The sequence below is a fragment of the Pseudomonas sp. 18175 genome, assembly GCF_050432925.1.
Taxonomy (GTDB): domain Bacteria; phylum Pseudomonadota; class Gammaproteobacteria; order Pseudomonadales; family Pseudomonadaceae; genus Aquipseudomonas.
The window spans coordinates 1-18026 of record NZ_JBKFTO010000004.1; the positions used below are offsets into that span (position 1 = coordinate 1).

Annotated in this window: 13 protein-coding genes and 1 pseudogene; 8 read left to right on the forward strand and 6 right to left on the reverse strand. The window is 62.2% G+C overall.

All coding sequences use genetic code 11. From position 1 onward, the window contains the following. Positions 1-102: 102 nt before the first annotated feature. Positions 103-309: pseudogene (locus tag ACLD1Y_RS06745) on the reverse strand (efflux RND transporter periplasmic adaptor subunit); the annotation flags it as partial. A gap of 701 nt (positions 310-1010) precedes the next feature. Between ACLD1Y_RS06745 and ACLD1Y_RS06750 the strand changes: the two are divergent. Then, positions 1011-2951, forward strand: coding sequence for a TonB-dependent receptor domain-containing protein (locus ACLD1Y_RS06750; RefSeq protein ID WP_429476584.1), 1941 nt, complete (start codon positions 1011-1013; stop codon positions 2949-2951). Here ACLD1Y_RS06750 and ACLD1Y_RS06755 read toward each other — a convergent pair. Together ACLD1Y_RS06755 and ACLD1Y_RS06760 are read right to left on the reverse strand one after the other, a co-directional pair. After that, entirely contained in the window at positions 2948-4267 is a 1320-nt protein-coding gene (locus ACLD1Y_RS06755) for an ATP-binding protein (protein ID WP_429477063.1), read from the reverse strand. The two genes, ACLD1Y_RS06750 and ACLD1Y_RS06755, sit on opposite strands and share 4 nt — an antisense overlap. Before the next feature lie 20 nt (positions 4268-4287). After that, on the reverse strand, positions 4288-5031 hold the full coding sequence (locus ACLD1Y_RS06760; RefSeq protein WP_429476586.1) for a response regulator transcription factor: 744 nt from the start codon (positions 5029-5031) through the stop codon (positions 4288-4290). 180 nt (positions 5032-5211) lie between these two features. On the opposite strand from ACLD1Y_RS06760, the gene ACLD1Y_RS06765 reads away from it, so the two are divergent. The 3 genes from ACLD1Y_RS06765 (at position 5212) to ACLD1Y_RS06775 (ending at position 8306) form a co-directional block, all read left to right on the forward strand. Further along, positions 5212-6078, forward strand: coding sequence for a pirin family protein (locus ACLD1Y_RS06765; protein ID WP_429476588.1), 867 nt, complete (start codon positions 5212-5214; stop codon positions 6076-6078). A gap of 246 nt (positions 6079-6324) precedes the next feature. Beyond that, on the forward strand, positions 6325-7770 hold the full coding sequence (locus ACLD1Y_RS06770; protein ID WP_429476590.1) for a mechanosensitive ion channel domain-containing protein: 1446 nt from the start codon (positions 6325-6327) through the stop codon (positions 7768-7770). Between the two features lie 98 nt (positions 7771-7868). Continuing rightward, a complete protein-coding gene (locus tag ACLD1Y_RS06775) occupies positions 7869-8306 on the forward strand; it encodes a carboxymuconolactone decarboxylase family protein (RefSeq protein ID WP_429476592.1) in 438 nt (145 codons plus the stop codon). A gap of 128 nt (positions 8307-8434) precedes the next feature. Here the strand turns inward: ACLD1Y_RS06775 and ACLD1Y_RS06780 are convergent, their stop codons facing one another. Next, positions 8435-10585 carry a TonB-dependent siderophore receptor gene (locus ACLD1Y_RS06780; RefSeq protein ID WP_429476594.1) on the reverse strand — a complete coding sequence of 717 codons (2151 nt, stop codon included), beginning with the start codon at positions 10583-10585 and terminating at the stop codon, positions 8435-8437. 194 nt (positions 10586-10779) lie between these two features. Here ACLD1Y_RS06780 and ACLD1Y_RS06785 point away from each other — a divergent pair, with 194 nt between their 5' ends. After that, a complete protein-coding gene (locus ACLD1Y_RS06785) occupies positions 10780-11559 on the forward strand; it encodes an acetoin reductase (RefSeq protein WP_429476596.1) in 780 nt (259 codons plus the stop codon). Positions 11560-11624: 65 nt separating this feature from the next. Here ACLD1Y_RS06785 and ACLD1Y_RS06790 read toward each other — a convergent pair whose 3' ends face one another. Then, entirely contained in the window at positions 11625-13487 is a 1863-nt protein-coding gene (locus ACLD1Y_RS06790; protein WP_429476598.1) for a sigma-54-dependent Fis family transcriptional regulator, read from the reverse strand. 298 nt (positions 13488-13785) lie between these two features. Here ACLD1Y_RS06790 and ACLD1Y_RS06795 point away from each other — a divergent pair, with 298 nt between their 5' ends. Genes ACLD1Y_RS06795 through ACLD1Y_RS06805 form a run of 3 tightly spaced genes read left to right on the forward strand, consistent with a single transcriptional unit; the run spans position 13786 to position 16906 of the window. Then, on the forward strand, positions 13786-14763 hold the full coding sequence (locus ACLD1Y_RS06795; protein WP_429476600.1) for a thiamine pyrophosphate-dependent dehydrogenase E1 component subunit alpha: 978 nt from the start codon (positions 13786-13788) through the stop codon (positions 14761-14763). A 23-nt stretch (positions 14764-14786) separates the two neighbouring features. Then, positions 14787-15806, forward strand: coding sequence for an alpha-ketoacid dehydrogenase subunit beta (locus ACLD1Y_RS06800; protein WP_429476602.1), 1020 nt, complete (start codon positions 14787-14789; stop codon positions 15804-15806). Then, positions 15803-16906, forward strand: coding sequence for an acetoin dehydrogenase dihydrolipoyllysine-residue acetyltransferase subunit (locus tag ACLD1Y_RS06805; RefSeq protein ID WP_429476604.1), 1104 nt, complete (start codon positions 15803-15805; stop codon positions 16904-16906). The genes ACLD1Y_RS06800 and ACLD1Y_RS06805 overlap by 4 nt, the downstream gene beginning before the upstream one ends. Before the next feature lie 132 nt (positions 16907-17038). Here ACLD1Y_RS06805 and ACLD1Y_RS06810 read toward each other — a convergent pair whose 3' ends face one another. Then, complete coding sequence (locus ACLD1Y_RS06810) at positions 17039-17926, reverse strand: helix-turn-helix domain-containing protein (RefSeq protein WP_429476606.1); 888 nt, start codon at positions 17924-17926, stop codon at positions 17039-17041. Positions 17927-18026: the final 100 nt, after the last annotated feature.

Consider the following 18026-nt stretch of genomic DNA (forward strand, 5'->3'; position numbering starts at 1 on the left):
TGCAGCACCCAAGTTTTCTCATCTTCGGTATAGCGACGTTGTTTCAAGCGACAGTCCTACGCCCTCCAGTTTTGAAGAAGCGACAACTATCCTGACATGGAGGGTGACCCGGAAGCCCAGGTCGCTTTCAGTGCGAGCGGCCACCACGCCGGTGTAGGCGCTTTGCTGGGTGCCGGCGGCTTCGACCTTGGCGGCCAATACCGGGCGCGGCTGAGATAGTTGGGTGGTGGTATCGGCCTGACTGTTGCAACCGCTGAGGATGATCAACAGGGCAAGGGGTGTGAGAAGGCGCTGGGGAGAAGGGGTCATGGCGGGCTCCGGGGTGTTACGAAAAATTACGCTGGTAATATTTTGTTGAATATTATGGTCGAAATAAAAAATTAGCCAGCCCCTTCGATGGTGATTCTGCCCAGTCATCGGAAACGCCTGAGATCAACTGTGGGAGCGGGCTTGCTCGCGAATGCGGCGTGTCAGCCGATGAATCCGTTAACTTCACACCGCTTTCGCGAGCAAGCCCGCTCCCACATTTGGATCTCATACATCAGTTAGATAGTGGTTCGCTCTGGCTCTGGCTCTGGCTCTGGCTCTGGCTCTGGCTTTTGATCTTGATCTTAGGCGCCCCGTTAAACCACGCTGGCCGAACGCAGGCTTGAATCCGTGGGTAACCCGGCAGGACGCCGGGTTAGCCGCACTGGGCCAGGGATGGCCCATTGCGGCGGCCCACGGATTCAAGCCGGAGAGAGGGCACACCGAGCCTAAGCGAGGTGCCGAGTGGTGGGGCAAGAGCCCTTTTGGTTACTTTTGGGGCTCTTTTCCAAAAGTGACTCGCCGTAAGGGCGAAACCAATAGCCGCCGTAACGCAAATAACGGATATGTACACCGAAAAAACGCCATCGCAGGCAAGCCAGCTCCCACGACGGCGCTCTTGAGTGGATGTCACACTTTGTCCAAGTTATCCGGGGCCAGATGATTACGATTCTCTTTTGAGTCCAATCCTAAGGTCCACGCCCATGCTTCCTGCTTTTCGCTTCACACCCCTGGCGCTGCTGGTCGCCGGTAGCTTCAATGCCTACGCCGACGAACCCGTGGCCCTGGAACTCAACGATGTCGTGGTCACGGCAGCCGGTTATGCGCAAAGCGTGGAAGACGCGCCAGCATCGGTCACGGTGATCGATGGCGAGACACTGCGCCGCAAGTCTTACCGCGACCTTGGCGACGCCGTGCGTGACGTGGAAGGTGTGACGGTCAACGGCGGCGCCAACGAAACCGACATCTCCATCCGCGGCATGCCGGCCGATTACACCCTGATCATGGTCGACGGCAAACGCCAGAGCGCGCGGGAGTCGCGGGTCAACGGCAACAGTGGCTACGAGCAGAGCTTCGTACCACCGGCAGCCGCCATCGAACGCATTGAAGTGGTACGCGGGCCGATGTCTTCGCTGTACGGCTCGGACGCCATCGGCGGGGTGATCAACGTGATCACGCGCAAGGTCTCGCCCACCTGGGGCGGCTCCATCGGCTACGACTACTCGGCCCGCCAGCACAGCGACCAGGGCAACGCCCGCCAGACCCAGTTCTACCTCAGCGGCCCGCTCAAGGAAGACTTCCTCGGCTTGCAGGTGTGGGGCCGTTACCTGGACCGCCAGGCCGATGACGATATCGAACAAACCAACGGTTTCAGCCAGGCCGACCACCGCGACCTCACCGCACGCCTGGCCTTCACCCCCAGTGTTGACCACGACATTCTCTTGGAAGCGGGCGCCACCCGCCTGAAAAACGGCGACGGCACCAGCGCCAACTGGGCCACCCGCGAGCAGGAAAACAACCGTGATCACTGGTCGTTGTCCCATCAAGGCCGGTGGGGTTGGGCAACCTCGGATATTGCCTTGTCCCAGGAAACCTCCAGCCGCGAAGGCAAGGCCACGCCTGCGCAAACCGATATCTACGGGCGCAAACCCGAGATCAAGAACACCGTGTTCGACGCCAAGTTGGTGGTGCCCACCGCCCATAACGTCAGCACCGTGGGGGTGCAATGGAATAAAAGTGAGTTGACCGACTGGAACCAGGGCCTGGGTGATCGCGTGGACTATCAATTCTCGGTCGCGCAAAAAGCCTTGTTTGCCGAGAACGAATGGTCGGTCACCGACACCTTCGCCCTTACTACCGGCCTGCGCCTGGATGAGCACGAAGAGTACGGCGCCCATATCAGCCCAAGGGTCTATGGCGTATGGCGCGCCACCGATGAATGGACGTTCAAAGGCGGTATCGCCCGAGGCTTCAAGGCGCCCGAGCTGCGCGCCGTGGTCGAGGACTACGCCTACCTGCGCCGTAACCGCTTCGTGATGTTCGGCAACCCCGACCTCAAGCCCGAGACCAGCACCAACTATGAAGTCTCGGCGCTGTGGAGCAACCGCGACAACCTGTCGGGCGGCGTAACGCTGTTCTACAACGACTTCCAGGACAAGCTCTCCACGGTCACCACCGACCGTATGTGGAACGGCTACACCGTGGTGGAGCGGGTCAACGTCGACAAGGCGATCATCCAGGGCGTCGAACTCAACGGCCAATGGGACATCAACGACAGCGTGCTGCTCAAGGCCAACTACACCTACACCGATTCGGAGCAAAAAAGCGGCGCCAACAAGGGCGCACCGTTGGCCCTCACACCCGAGCAAAAAGCCAATGTGCGCACGGAATGGGCGATCAACGACCGCACCCAAGCCTGGGCGTCGCTGAGTTACTACGGCGAAGAAACCGGCAACACCATTACCACCGACGAACCCGCGCCGGGTTACACCACCGCCGACCTCGGTGGCTCGTTTGACGTGACCGACTCGCTGACCCTCAACGCCTCCCTCAACAACCTCACCGACAAGCGCCTGGACGATGAAACCTACGGCACGGTGAACTACGGTCGCACCCTGTGGATGGGCGCCACGCTCAACTTCTAAAGTGCTGCGGGCAAGCGCACCACCGCGCACAGGCCGGCCGGCGGGCGGTTCTCCAGCACCAATTCGCCGCCATGGGCCTGGATGCACGAGCGTGCAATCGCCAGGCCCAGCCCCACGCCGCCGTCATTGACGCCCCGTTGTACGAAGGGCTCGAACACCTTGGTCAGCCAGTCTTCGGGCAGGCCCTGGCCGTGGTCGAGGATCTCCACGCACAGCCAGCCGTTGCTCTGTTGTGCCAGGCTTAGTTGGGCATCGCCGCCGTGGTGCAGGGCGTTGTCGATCAGGTTGGTCAGCGCGCGTTTGAGCGCCAGTGGCCGGCAGGTCAGCATCAGCGGCGGCGCGCCGTGCCAGGTGACGGGTTGCTGCAAGCGTTGATAACGCTTGGCCAGATCATCCAAAAGCCCGCTCAGGGGCAGCGTTGTGGTGGGTTCTTGCACGGCGTCATCACGCACGAAGTTCAGGGTTTCGCGCACCATTGCGCTCAACTCTGCGAGGCTTTCGAGCATGTCGTCGCGGCCTTCGCTGGGCTCCAGCAACTCCACTTGCAGGCGCAGTTCGGTGATCGGCGTATTCAAGTCATGGCTGACGGCGGCGAGCATTCGCGTACGGCCCTCGACATGCCGCGCAAGGTTGGCCTGCATGGTGTTGAAGGCGGCGGTGAGGTCGCGGGCTTCCTGGGGGCCGGTCTCTGGCAGCGGGGCGATCCATTCGCCACGGCTGACGCGCTCGGTGGCCTGGGCCAGGGTTTTCACCGGGCGCACCACGCGGGCGATAAAAAACATCACGATCAGCAGCACCGGCAAGGTCGTGACCGGCAGGCTGTAGGCCAGGACGCGGCCCCATTCATAGGCGCCGGCGGGGTATTGCACGGCGTTCAAGAAGGTTCCGTCCGGCAGTTTTATGCTGCTGCGCAAGCGCAACGGTGCCCAACCGGCGGGGCTGAACACATGGGTGCGGGCGTTGGCGCCGCTGACTCTCTCCAGCTGCATGCCGATACTGTCAGCGTTATCCAGTTGCAATTGGCTGCGCAGTTCGGTGGCCAGCCGCTGTTCTTCCGGGCGCGGTTCGAATGGCGCCACTTCGGGGCTGGGAGCAATCCAGAAACGTGTTTCACCGCTGCTCATCGCTGCCAGCAGGTGTGCGGTTTCATCGCGGGGGAGGTCGATGGCGGTGTGATGGGCGATGCCCAGTCGTTCCAGACTGAAACTGCGGGACAACGGGTGGATCAGGCTACCGGTGCGTTGCAAAAACAGCATGGCAATGGCGTTCGATGCCAGCAGCGCCAGCAACAACAATACGCTGAGCTGGCGTGCCAGGGTGCGCGGCCATAGTCGCGTCAGGGCGCGCATTCACTGACCTCGGCGGCCAGCAGGTAACCGCCGCCCCAGATCGTGCGCAAAAGGTCCAGCGCCTCGTCGCCCTGGGCCAGCTTGCGGCGCAGGCGGCTGACCTGGCGGTCGATGGCGCGGTCACTCACGTCGCTGTCGGCGGCGGCAGTCAGGTCGATCAGGCGCTCGCGGGGCAGCAGGGTATTGGGGTGTTCGAGGAACACTTGCAGCAAGCGGCTTTCGGCGGTGCTCAGTTGGATGGGCTGGCTGCCCTCACGCTTCAACATGGCGTTGGCCACGCTGAATTGCCAACCGGCAAATTGGTACGCACGCACGCCATTGCTGGGCGCAACAGGACCGGTGTTACGGCCCTGGCGCCGCAGCACACTGTTGATACGCGCCACCAGTTCACGGGGTTCGAAGGGTTTGGTGACGTAATCGTCGGCCCCCAGGTCCAACCCGCGAATACGGTCGGCGGCGCTGTCGCGGGCGGTCAGTAGGATCACCGGGGTGTTGCTGCGCCGGTGCAACTGGTTGCACAACTCAAAGCCGTCGCCATCGGGTAGCAGCACATCCAGCACCACCACATCGAAGGCCTGGGCCTTGAGCAATTGCCACATACCGGCCGCATCCTCGGCGGTACGTACCTCGAAGGTATGTCGGCGCAAATAGATAGCCAGGGGCTCGCGGATTTTGCGGTGGTCATCCACCACCAGCACGCGCGGTGCGACAGTTGCTGCGGCAAACGGCATTGCAGCCCTCGGAGGGTTGAGCAGGAGAGGGCGGATATTACTACGAGTCATTATCATTAACGTGGGTTTTGTGGCGATTCGCCGGTATGCCGTTCCATCAGTGGAACGATCTGGGGTGTTTTTGCCGTCTAGCGCGTAATTGCTAACGGATTTATGGTGTATTCACTTTGGAGGATCACCATGAAAAAACTCATCGGCATCTACACCAGTCCACGCGGCCATTGGGTCGGCGACGGTTTCCCGGTGCGCACGCTGTTTTCCTACGACAACCTGGGCAAACACATCAGCCCATTCCTGCTGCTGGACCACGCCGGCCCGGCCGATTTCACCCCCACCGAGCAACGCCGTGGCGTCGGCCAACACCCCCATCGCGGCTTTGAAACCGTGACCATCGTCTACGACGGCGAAGTCGAACACCGCGACTCCAGCGGCGGCGGTGGCATCATCGGCCCCGGCGACGTGCAATGGATGACCGCCGCCCGCGGCATCATCCACGAAGAATTCCACTCCGAGGCCTTCGCCCGCAAAGGCGGCGCGCTGGAGATGGTGCAGCTGTGGGTCAACCTGCCGGCCAAGGACAAAATGGCCGATGCCGGTTACCAGACCATCGTCGACGGCGACATCCCCGTACTGCCCCTGGCCAACGACGCCGGGCACCTGCGGCTGATTGCCGGTGAATTCGCTGGCGCACAAGGCCCGGCGCGCACCTTTACCCCGATTGACCTGTGGGACTTGCGCCTCAACGCCAGCAAGCCAGCCACCCTGGACCTGCACGCCGGGCGCAACACCGCCCTGGTGATCCTGCGCGGCACGGTATTGATCAATGGCGAGGAAGTCGCACGCCAAGGGCAATTGGTGTTGTTTGAGCGTGATGGCAGCCAGATCAGCCTTGAGGCCAATGACGATGCCAAGGTGCTGTTGCTCAGTGGCGAACCGATTGATGAACCCATCGTGGGTCATGGGCCGTTTGTGATGAATACCGAGCGGGAGATTCATCAGGCGTTTGAGGATTTTCAGTCGGGGCGGTTTGGGGAGATGCAAGATTAACCGACCACTGCAAAACCTCTGTGGGAGCGGGCTTGCTCGCGAAAGCGGAGGGTCTGCCAGCATTTGTGGCGACTGACACACCGCCTTCGCGAGCAAGCCCGCTCCCACAGGGGATTAGTGGTGTACTCAGTTTATCGGCCTGGCACAAGCCCAACTGTGCAAGCCCGCTCCCACATTTTGCTCTGCGCTATACCCGCCATCCCCATTTCATGCGATCTTCTGCGCATTCGCCCTGGAGTCGCCTGGATGCCGTCATTTATCTCCGATCACCCGATGCTCTGCGCCCTGGCGCTGATCTTCATCGACATCGCCGTCTGGCGGCTTATCTCTGCCAACCTCGCCAACTGGAAACTCGCCGCTCGCCTGCTGATCTTCGCGGTGTTCAGCGCGGTGCTGTTCAACGATGGCATGAACCCCATGCTGGTGGCGCCGTACGCCGACAACACGGCTTTGCACCTGGCCGCCACGGCCTTGCAGATCGGCTGGTGGTTGTTTGCGGCGCGTACGCTAACGGTGTTGCTCGGTGCGGTGATGATGCAGCGCGTCGGTCACACGGGGCGGCTGTTGCAGGATTTGCTGGGTGCGGTGATCTTCCTGATTGCGATCATCGCCGCCCTGGCCTATGTGCTCGACCTGCCGGTTAAGGGTGTACTCGCCACGTCCGGCGCGGTGGCGATCATTGTCGGCCTGGCGTTGCAAAGTACCTTGAGCGATGTGTTCTCCGGCATCGTGCTCAACACCACCAAGCCGTACCAGCTCGATGACTGGATCTCCATCGACGGCACCGAAGGCCGCGTCACGGATATCGACTGGCGTGCCACGCGCCTGCAAACCTCCCAGGGCAGCATGGCGGTGATCCCCAACTCCCTGGCGGCCAAGGCCAAGATCATCAACTTTTCGCGCCCGGCGGATATGTTCGGCCTGGCGGTCAGCCTGCAAGTAAGCCCCCATGCGCGGCCACAAACGGTGATCGAGGCGTTGGAGCGGGCGATGCAAGGGTGTCGGCCGCTACTGGCCACCCCGGCGCCCAGCGTGGCGTTCAAGACCTGCGCCAGTGGCGGCGTGGAGTACGAGATCAGCGGCTTTGTGCCGGCCATGACCCTCAAGCGCGAAGTGCGCAACCAGCTGTATGACTTGGCGTTCCGCCACTTGCAGGCGGCGGGGGTGAGCCTGTTGTCGGCCACCGAAAACAGCACGCCACCGGCCATGTCGGCCGCGCGGGCGTTGCTGGAGCGCTCATCGATTTTCTCCACCCTGCGCCAGGATGAGAAAGACACCTTCAGCCAGAACATGACCCTGCACACCTACCGCACCGGCGAGATGATCTTGCCGGCGGGAGAGGTGAGTGATCACTTGTTTATCGTCGAGACCGGTGTGGTTTCGGTGGGGCTGACCAAGGATGGGCACAAGTTCGAAGCCGGGCGCATGGGGCCGGGCGAAGTGATTGGCGAGGCGGGCATCCTGTCCGATCAGGCCGCGCTGGCGGACTTTTCGGCCAAGACCTTTTGCACCCTGTATCGCATCGAAAAGGAATACCTCAAGCCTTGCCTGGACGCACGGCATGACATCGGCGAAGCCATGAAGGCGCTGCTGGACTTTCGCGTGCATGCAGCGCAGGCCCTGACCCAGGAGGCACCTGTGGTGCCGGTGAAGAAGGGCTTCCTGCAATGGCTGCGCAAGCGCGGGCTGTAGGCGGATTGGTCACCTGTTCTTAGCCAGAATTGGATATTTCTCCCGAGCGGTGCGGTGACTAATCTAGCCACCAATCCCCACCGTTCTGGAGTTATCCCATGCAAACCCGTACCGATTTCTACACCGCCTCCCCAGATGCCATGAAAGCCATGCTGGCCCTGGAAGCGGCCGTCGGCAAACTCTCCATCGAACTGCCGCTGCTGGAGCTGGTGCGCCTGCGCGTGTCGCAGATCAACGGCTGCGCGTTCTGCCTCGACATGCACACCGCCGATGCCCGCAAGGGCGGTGAAACCGAGCGCCGCCTGTACACCGTGTCGGCCTGGCGTGAAACGCCGTTCTTCACCCCGCGTGAACGTGCCGCGCTGGCCTGGGCCGAGAGCCTGACCCTGATCAGCGAAACCCGCGCCCCGGATGAAGACTTCAACGCACTGGCCAAGCAATTCAACGCCCAGGAACAGATCGACCTGAGCGTGGCCATTGCCACCATCAACAGCTGGAACCGTCTGGCGGTGGGTTTCCGCAAGATGCCTAAATAACCCCCGCCCCCCCACCTGTAGGAGCGAGCTTGCTCGCGAAAAACTCAAGCACAGCGCGTTCATCCAGGATGCACGCGTTACGGTTGACGATCTTCGCGAGCAAGCTCGCTCCTACAGGTAAGGCGGTGTCAGAAATTGACCGAAGCACTCAAGCGCGCCGTCAACGGCGCGCCCTGGAACAGATAGTCATCGCCCATGTATTCGCCCACGTCGCGCCAGTAGCGCTTGTCGAACAGGTTGTCGACGCTGAGGCGAAACACCGTTTCATAGCCGTCCACCTTGGTGGTGTAGCGGCTGCCCACATTCACCACCGCGTAGTCCCCCACCTCAACATTGCCGGTACGGTCGGCGTACTTCTTGGCGCTGTATTGCACGCCACCCAGCACCGCCAGCCCATTGACCCACGGCAACGCATAATCGGCATACACACTGGCCCGCAGCTTGGGCACGTTGATCGCCTGGTGGCCTTCGTATTCCGGGGTGCCGCTGCCGGTGACCCGCGCGCGAATTGCCGCCACGCTGGTCGCAATCTGCAAGCGCTCGGTGGCCCAGCCATTGGCCGACAATTCCAGACCGGTGTTCTTTTGCTCGCCTTGTTGCACGTAGATAAAGGTGCCAGCAGCCTCGGGCTTGGCGTACTGGTAGGCCTGGCGGGTCTGGAACACCGCAGCGGTGAAGCTGATGCGCCGCCAGTCGTATTTCACCCCGGCTTCAATCTGTCGCGAGGTAGTGGGGGCTAAGGTTTCACCGTCGTTCCTGGTGGTCCACGGCGCTTCGCCGCCCAAGGACAAGCCCTTGCTGTAGCTGGTGTACAGCGACACGTTTTCCACCGGTTTGTAGATCAACGATGCCTGGGGCAGGAACTCGTAGGTTTGGGTGTGGCGTTCCTGATTGCCGTCTTTATCAAAGGCCTTTTCATCCAGGCGCACTTCGCGGCCACCGAGGATGGTTTGCCATTGCTCGTTGAAACGGATGCGGTCGGTGACGAACACGCCGTACTGGCGGCTGTCGAGGCGCCGTTGCTTGTCGTTCAGCGGCACGTCGGTAGGGTCGAAGGTCGGGGCGTCGACGTTGATATTGGTGCTGCCAATGTACTCATTGACCGACTTGCGCTTGTCGATCACCCGGCGGAAGGCGCTGGTGCCAAAGGTCAGCTCGTGGCCCAGGCCGCCGGTGTCGAACAGCCCGGTCATGGCCGCCTGCACTTCGTCGTCGCGGCGGGTGTCGTCAGGGCTGCGGTAGTCGTAGACGTCGTAGTCGCCGGTAGGGCCGAAGGTGGCGGCTTCGCAGCCGGTCACGTAGAAGCAGCCATAGGCAAACGAGCTGTAGTCGTCGATCACCACCTTGCTGCGCGCCGCGCTGACACTGCCCTTCCACTGATCACTGAAACGGTATTCAAACTTGCCGTTAAGGTTCAGCGAATCAATCCCCACCTGCTTGGACCCGCTCTGGTGCCCCAGCAGTTTTTTCGGCGAGGCATCATTGGGCACTTCGGTACCGCCCAGCAACTGGTAGCCTGGCACCGAGCGCTGCTGCTTGTTCTGGTATTCGGCATCCAGTTGCAGCACGGCGTCGGGGCTGATGTTCCAGTCAAACGCCAGGGACACAAAGTCCCTCTGGCCGTTAGCGTGCTCCACGTAGGAGTTCAAATCTTCATGGGCGACGTTGGCGCGCAGGCCAAATTGCTGTTCGCTGCCAAACCAGCCGCCGACGTCGGCAGCCATGTAGCCGCTGCCCCGATCATCGGTGGAGACGGTCACCGAACGCACATCCTCAGGGCGCTTGGTCACGTAGTTGATCACGCCGCTGGGCTCGGAAATGCCGCTCTGTAAACCGGCCAGGCCCTTGAGCACTTCCACTTGCTGCTTGTTTTCCAGGGCGACGTTCTGCTCGCCGGTGATGGTGCGCCCGTTGATCTTGTAGCTGCTCGCCGCGTTCAACGAGAAACCGCGCACCACAAAGTTTTCGTAGTAGCCGATGGGCGCATAGCTGTCGCCCACCGAGGCGTCGTTGCGCAGCACTTCACTGAGCAGGCGCGCTTGCTGGTCCTTGATCAGGGCGGCATTGAGCACCGTGATCGAGGCCGGCGTATCCAGCAGCGGGGCTTCGCCAAAGCCCGCCACCGACGCGGTGTCGCTGCGGTAGCCGGATTCATCCTGGCCCTGGACCTTGACCTCGGGCAGCACCAGCTCAGCCGCAAAGCTGTTGCCAATACCGCCGCTGAGCAGCAGGCCAAGGGCAACACGTGAAGTGACAACGGGACGAAAACGCAAAACCATGGGGGCAGGGCCTTAAAGCGCAGGGCGGGGGGCGCATAAGCTAGGCATAAGTGCGCACTTTTACAAGTTTTCGAGAATGATTCGCGGCTTGAGACAGCCCGTCTCAGCCTTTACGCCAACTCATCCGAGCCTCGACAGTCGTGGTGTAGACCTGCGATAGACAAGGCTTCCCTCATCGATTGCAGGAGATTGTCATGGCTATTGCTGGAAAAGTTGCGCTGGTCACCGGCGCCGGGCAAGGCATCGGCCGCGCCATTGCGTTGCGTCTGGCTCAAGACGGCGCCGATATCGCCCTGGTGGACATCAATGGTGCCAAGCTCGAAGCCGTGGCGGCCGAGGTGGTGGCCCTGGGGCGCAAGGCGTCAGTGTTTATCGCCGATGTGTCCAAACGCGAGCAGGTGGTGGCGGCGGTGGAACACGCGCACCAGACCTTGGGCGGCTTCGACATCATCGTCAACAACGCAGGCGTTGCGCAGATCGACTCGCTGCTGGACGTGAGCCCGGAGCAGGTTGAGCGCACCTTGGGCATCAACGTGCAGGGCGTGTTGTGGGGCATCCAGGCGGCGGGCAAGAAGTTCAAGGCGCTCCAGCAAAAGGGCAAGATCATCAACGCCTGTTCCATCGCTGGCCATGAAGGCTTTGCGTTGCTGGGCGTGTACTCGGCCACCAAGTTCGCCGTGCGGGCGTTGACCCAGGCGGCGGCCAAGGAACTGGCCAGCAGCGGGATCACTGTGAACGCCTATTGTCCTGGCGTGGTCGGCACCGATATGTGGGTGGAGATCGATAAGCGCATGGCCGAGATTACCGGCGCTGAGGTCGGGGCGACGTACAAGAAGTATGTGGATGGCATCGCCTTGGGCCGCGCGGAAACACCGGAGGATGTGGCGGGGTTGGTGTCATTCCTGGCTGGGCCGGATGCGGATTACATGACCGGGCAGGCGCCGTTGATCGACGGCGGCCTCGTCTACCGCTGATCCCTCAGGGTAAATGGGATCAAAAGGTGGGAGGGGGCTTGCTCCCACATTTTGATCCTACGGTGTCAGGTGGTTTTGTTGGGCATGTCGATGCCCAGTTGGTTGACCCGGCGATACAGGGTTGCTCGGGAGATTCCCAGCGCCTGCGCGGTCGGTAACGGCTTCCAGCGATGGCGGATCAGCGCATCGAGAACGACTTGGCGTTCCGGGCTCACAGGTTCTTCAATCAACTCTTCCAGCTGTTCTCCGCGAACCTCCACCGGCAAATCCGCCACCTGCACCGTGCCGCCTTCACACACTGCACAGGCATACGCCAACACATGCCGCAGCTGCCGCACATTGCCCGGCCAGGCATACCCCAGCAGCCGCTCCAGCGCAGCGTGGCCGATACCCACCGAGACCCCGCTGTTGCGCGCTTCCTGCTCCAGCAAACGATTGATCAATGCCAGCTTGTCGGTGCGCTCACGCAACGGCGGCAGGCAGAAACGCGCGCAGCCGAGGCGAAAGTACAGGTCTTCACGAAAGCGGCCTTCGCTCACTAACACGGCCAGGTCGCGGTGGCTGGCGGCAATGACCTGGATGTCTACGCTGCGGGTTTTTGCCGAGCCCAGGGGTGCCACTTCACCCTCAGCCATTACGCGCAACAACCGCGTTTGCAAGGCCAATGGCATGTCGCCGATTTCATCAAGGAACACCGTGCCGCCATCAGCCTGCAACAGCAGCCCCGGCATGCCTTTGCTGGACGCCCCGGTAAAGGCCCCGGCCACGTAGCCAAACAGCTCGCTCTCAATCAGGTTCTCAGGGATCGCTGCACAGTTCACCGCCACAAATGGGCCGGTGCGACGAGCGCTGTGTTCATGCAACTGGCGGGCGAAGACTTCTTTGCCCGCGCCGGTTTCGCCTTGCACCAGCACCGGCAGGTTGCGGTCTTTGACCCGCACAGCCAGGCGCAGGTGTTCCTCCACGCGGGCATCCACCAAAGGGGTCAAAGCCGGCCGCGCCGGCTTGCGACGAGGTGCGTTGACCCGCACGTGCAGCGTTCCGGTTTCCCCCAGCCAGTGCAGTTGCTGGGCCGATTGATCGGTGACGGCACGCAACGCATCCAGGTCGAACACTTCGCCGATATGCCCCGGCACCTGACCAAAACGCAGGCGCAGGGCCTGGCGTGCCTTGCTGTTCAACGCTTGCAGGCGTCCGTCTTGGTCCCAGGCCAGCAGCAGGTCTGGCTGGCTATCGACGTAGCCCGGTGTGCTGTGGGCTTGCAGCACCCAGTGCTGGCGGGCGCTGTGCATGAAGAAGGCGTTTTCGATGGCCTCGGCACTTTGCGCCACCATCTGGCGCACCAGGTGTTGGCTGCGCCGGTCGTCCGGGGACTTGAGCGCCGAGGCGTCCATCACCCCCAGCAGGTTGCCCTGGGGGTCGAAGATCGGTGCGGCGGAGCAAGTCAGGCCGATGAACGCGGCACGGAAGTGATCGCGCTTGTGCACGGTCACGGCGGCCTTGCTGGTGAGTACGGTGGCCACGCCGCAGGTGCCTTCTTCGGCTTCCGACCAGCAGGTGCCCAGGTACAGGCCGGCCTTGCGGCAATCGTTGCGGATCGCGGTGTCCACGCGGTGGTCGATGGTCTGGCCCTGGGCGTCGGTGAGCATCACGCAGTAGTCCGCCTGGCGCACGCGGTGGTGCAGTTGGCCGACGGCTTCACTGGCGATGCGCATGAACAGTTCGGCGTGCTCGCGGCATTCCTTGAGCAAGGGTTCGGTGAGGATACGCGGCCCCTGCAGGGAGCCGGGGTCGAGGTGATGTTGCTCCATGGAGCGTCGCCAGGAGTCGAAGATCAGCGATGGCACCGGCGCCTGGGGCAGGCGATCGGCATTGCGGACCACGCGACTGACGCAGTCGACGTGTTCCCTGGAGTTCGCGGCGAGCATAAGGCCTCCGGTTCTCGATCTTTGTTGTTATGCCCGCCATTAAGCGCGCAAGGGGCGCGTGGGACAAGTGCGGCCTGACCAACCGCCCGGCCTGAGACGCAGCGTCTCATTGTGCCTGAGACGGCGCCTGCGGGTTGCAATGGCCCGTCTCATTCTGCGCAGGGCAGGGCAGTGCGACAACTGCTCTGGGTCAAGGCTTTGCCAGGTTTTTTAGCGCTTTGGCACAGGCTGTGCTGAAGGGCTTGTAGCTGAGCACCATCAGCCTTTTGTGTGTCGAGACAACCTGGAGAACAACAAGATGTCCACTCACCTGACCACCGATCAATTGCTGCATGCCTACACCGTGATGCGCACCATCCGTGATTTCGAAGAACGCTTGCATGTGGAATTCGCCACCGGCGAGATCCCTGGTTTCGTGCACCTCTATGCGGGCCAAGAGGCCAGCGCTGCAGGGGTGATGGCCCACCTCAACGATGAAGACTGCATCGCCTCCAACCACCGTGGCCACGGCCATTGCATCGCCAAGGGCGTGGATGTGTTCGGCATGATGGCCGAGATCTACGGCAAGAAAACCGGCGTGTGCGGCGGCAAGGGCGGCTCCATGCACATCGCCGACCAGGAGAAGGGCATGCTCGGCGCCAACGGCATCGTCGGGGCCGGTGCGCCGCTGGCCGCAGGCGCGGCACTGGCGTCCAAACTCAAGGGCAGCCAGGGCGTGGCCGTGGCGTTTTTTGGCGATGGCGGCTCCAACGAAGGTGCGGTGTTCGAAGCGATGAACCTGGCCGCGATCATGAAACTGCCGTGCCTGTTCGTCGCTGAAAACAATGGCTATGCCGAGGCCACAGGCTCCGGTTGGTCAGTGGCGTGCAAAGACATCGCCGAGCGCGCAGTGGGCTTTGGCATGCCGGGAGTGATTGTCGACGGCAATGATTTCTTCGCCGTGCACGAGGCGCTGGGCGTCGCTGTGGAGCGTGCGCGCGAGGGCGATGGCCCGACCTTGGTGGAGGTCAAGCTGAGCCGCTTCTACGGCCATTTCGAGGGCGATGCGCAGACCTATCGCGGCCCCGATGAGGTGAAGAACCTGCGTGAAAGCGCCGACTGCCTGGCGCTTTTCCGCCAACGCTGCAACGCCGAAGGCTGGCTGGATGCGGCGCAGTTCGAACGCATCGACGGTGAAGTCGCGCAGCTGATCGAAGACGCCGTGCGCCGTGCCAAGTCCGATCCCAAGCCCCAGGCCGCCGACCTGCTCAGTGATGTCTACGTCGCCTACCCCTAATAACAATATCTGGAGAAAATCCTATGGCTCGCAAAATCAGCTACCAGCAGGCAATCAACGAAGCCCTGGCCCAGGAAATGCGCCGGGACCAGAGCGTGTTCATCATCGGCCAGGACGTGTCCGGCGGCACCGGTTCCCCAGGCGAGCAAGACGCTTGGGGCGGTGTGCTCGGCGTGACCAAAGGCCTGTACCCGCAGTTCCCCGACCGCGTGCTGGACGCGCCGTTGTCCGAAGTCGGCTACGTCGGCATGGCCGTAGGCGCCGCTACCCGAGGCATGCGCCCGGTGTGCGAATTGATGTTTGTCGACTTCATCGGCTGCTGCCTCGACCAGTTGCTCAACCAGGCGGCCAAGTTCCGCTACATGTTCGGCGGCAAGACCACCACACCGCTGGTGATCCGCGCCATGTATGGTGCCGGGCTGCGTGCGGCGGCACAGCATTCGCAAATGCTCACCTCGATGTGGACCCACATCCCCGGCCTCAAAGTGGTGTGCCCGGCCACGCCCTATGACGCCAAGGGTATGTTGATCCAGGCGATCCGCGACAACGACCCGGTGATCTTCCTTGAACACAAAATGCTCTACAGCCTCCAAGGCGAGGTTCCGGAAGAGCTCTACACCGTGCCCTTTGGCGAGGCCAACTTTGTGCGCGAAGGCAAGGACGTGACCCTGGTAACCTACGGGCGCATGGTGCATATCGCCCTGGAAGCCGCTACCAACCTGGCGCGCCAGGGCATCGACTGCGAAGTGCTGGACCTGCGCACCACCAGCCCCCTGGACGAAGACAGCATCCTGGAAAGCGTGGAAAAAACCGGGCGCCTGGTGGTGATCGACGAGTCCAACCCGCGTTGCTCCATTGCCACCGATATCAGCGCGTTGGTGGCGCAACAGGCATTTGCGTCCCTGCGCGCGCCGATCCAAATGGTCACCGCGCCCCACACGCCGGTGCCGTTCTCCGATGCGCTGGAAGACCTGTACATCCCCAACGCCGCGAAGGTCGAGGCCGCCGTGCTGAAGATCGCCGACAAGAGGAATGCCGCATGATCCATACCCTGACCATGCCCAAATGGGGGCTGTCGATGACCGAGGGCCGCATTGATATCTGGCTCAAGCAACCCGGCGACCGGGTGGAGAAGGGCGAGGAAGTGCTGGATGTGGAGACCGACAAGATCTCCAGCAGCGTGGAGGCGCCATTCAGTGGCGTACTGCGCCGGGTGTTGGCGTTGAGTGATGAGACGTTGCCGGTGGGGGCGTTGCTGGGGATCGTCGTAGAAGGTGACGCCAGCGAAGCGCAAATCGATGCAGTGATCGGCAGCTTCAATGCCGGTTTTGTCGCCAATACGGCCGAGGCTGAAGCCAGCGGCCCGAGTGCGCAAAAAGTCGAGATTGGCGGGCGCCTGCTGCGCTATCTCGACGTGGGCGAAGGCGGTACGCCGCTGGTGCTGGTGCACGGGTTTGGCGGTGACTTGAACAACTGGCTGTTCAACCAACCGGCGCTGGCCGCCGAACGCCGGGTGATCGCCCTGGATTTGCCCGGCCATGGTGAGTCGGGCAAGCACCTGCACAGCGGCGATGCCAAGGAACTGAGCCAAGCAGTGTTGGACCTGCTCGACCACCTGAAACTGGAGCGCGTGCACCTGGCCGGGCATTCCATGGGCGGGCTGGTGTCGCTGACAGTAGCCGACCAGGCCCCTGCACGCGTGGCCTCACTGACCCTGATTGCCAGCGCTGGCCTGGGGGCCGATATCAACGGTGATTACCTGCAAGGTTTTGCCGAGGCCAACAACCGCAATGCGCTCAAGCCGCAGTTGACCCAACTGTTCAGCGACCCGGCGTTGGTGACGCGGCAGATGCTGGAGGACATGCTTAAGTTCAAACGCTTGGAAGGTGTGGATCAGGCGCTGCGCCAGCTCAATACCGCGTTGTTTGAGGGTGGGCAGCAGAAGGTGGATGCGCGCCACGTGGTGGGGCGCCAGCCGAGCCTGGTGGTCTGGGGCAGTGATGATGCAATCATCCCGGTGCGGCATGCGCAGGGGTTGGAGGCGCAGGTGGAGGTGCTGCCGGGGCAGGGGCATATGGTGCAGTTGGAGGCGGCGGAGCAGGTCAACCAACTGATGGCGACGTTCCTCAAATCTCAAGCTTGACCAAGATCCAAAGGTAGGACGCGGTCAACTGTGGGAGCGGGCTTGCTCGCGAAAGCGGTGTATCAGACACAGATGTTTTGGCTGACCCACCGCATTCGCGAGCAAGCCCGCTCCCACATGTTCAACCGCGTTCTAACAGTGACGTTTCAGGGTTTCGCTGGGAAGCTCCTGGAATAACGCCCGATAGCTGTTCGAAAACCGCCCCAAATGCCAAAACGACCAATTCATCGCCACCTCAGCCACCGTGGTATCGCTGGCCCCCAACAACTCCCGCCGCGCCCCATTCAACCGGCGCAATCTTAACCACTGCGCCGGGCTCATCCCGGTGTAGGTCTTGAACCCTTGCTGCAACTGGCGCAATGGCACACCGGCAATCTGCGCCAGTTCCAGCAGGTTGACGGTTTCGTCTGGCGCATCCGCCGCCCATTCGCCAATACGCGCCATCAACCGGCGCTCCTCACTGCGTTTTTGCAATCCACTGTGGTCCAGGCACACACAGGCGTTGTCGAGGATGTACAGGCAGTCATCGAGCAGTTGCTGCGTGAGGGCGATGGGGTCGATCTCTGTGGACAAACGCGTCAGCGTGCCACTGAGCCAGCGGGTGAACAGCGCATTCTGCTGGCAGGTCAACGGCGCCATGAACAGGCCTTCCAACCTGGTCACATCCAAGCCATGGCGTTGCACGAACTGCGGCCCGAACACCACCGCCACTTCGCGGTAGTTTTCCGGGGTGATCCAGGTGTTGCGGCTTTCGCCATTGAGCAGGTACAGCGCGTTGTCGCTGCCGTCAAAACAGAATGCCAGGGAACCTGGCGGCGCATTGAAATGCTGTTCCACGCGGGTGTTCATGCATTCTTCGTACACCTGCACACCGTGCAGGTCGAGGTAGCGGATCTGCCCGGCAAAATGCCCTGGGGACATTTGCTGGTACTGCTGAACCCAGCCGGGTGTCGCACTGCATTGGGCGGCCACATCACCGGTGGTGAAGGCCTGTACGCGCAAGGCGGTTGCCTGTGTCATGGGAGATCCGTGCGCACTCTATTGGTGCGTTGTGGTTCGTGCAAAGTGGATAGATGCCGTTCGAAGGCCGGCCCAAGATAGACCTCAATGCGCTGGCAAT

Coding starts and splice junctions, on each gene's coding strand:
- ACLD1Y_RS06750 (WP_429476584.1), top strand. CDS start 1,011: ATGCTTCCTGCTTTTCGCTTCACACCCCTGGCGCTGCTGGTCGCCGGT.
- ACLD1Y_RS06760 (WP_429476586.1), bottom strand. CDS start 5,031: ATGCCGTTTGCCGCAGCAACTGTCGCACCGCGCGTGCTGGTGGTGGAT.
- ACLD1Y_RS06765 (WP_429476588.1), top strand. CDS start 5,212: ATGAAAAAACTCATCGGCATCTACACCAGTCCACGCGGCCATTGGGTC.
- ACLD1Y_RS06770 (WP_429476590.1), top strand. CDS start 6,325: ATGCCGTCATTTATCTCCGATCACCCGATGCTCTGCGCCCTGGCGCTG.
- ACLD1Y_RS06775 (WP_429476592.1), top strand. CDS start 7,869: ATGCAAACCCGTACCGATTTCTACACCGCCTCCCCAGATGCCATGAAA.
- ACLD1Y_RS06780 (WP_429476594.1), bottom strand. CDS start 10,585: ATGGTTTTGCGTTTTCGTCCCGTTGTCACTTCACGTGTTGCCCTTGGC.
- ACLD1Y_RS06785 (WP_429476596.1), top strand. CDS start 10,780: ATGGCTATTGCTGGAAAAGTTGCGCTGGTCACCGGCGCCGGGCAAGGC.
- ACLD1Y_RS06790 (WP_429476598.1), bottom strand. CDS start 13,487: ATGCTCGCCGCGAACTCCAGGGAACACGTCGACTGCGTCAGTCGCGTG.
- ACLD1Y_RS06795 (WP_429476600.1), top strand. CDS start 13,786: ATGTCCACTCACCTGACCACCGATCAATTGCTGCATGCCTACACCGTG.
- ACLD1Y_RS06800 (WP_429476602.1), top strand. CDS start 14,787: ATGGCTCGCAAAATCAGCTACCAGCAGGCAATCAACGAAGCCCTGGCC.
- ACLD1Y_RS06805 (WP_429476604.1), top strand. CDS start 15,803: ATGATCCATACCCTGACCATGCCCAAATGGGGGCTGTCGATGACCGAG.
- ACLD1Y_RS06810 (WP_429476606.1), bottom strand. CDS start 17,926: ATGACACAGGCAACCGCCTTGCGCGTACAGGCCTTCACCACCGGTGAT.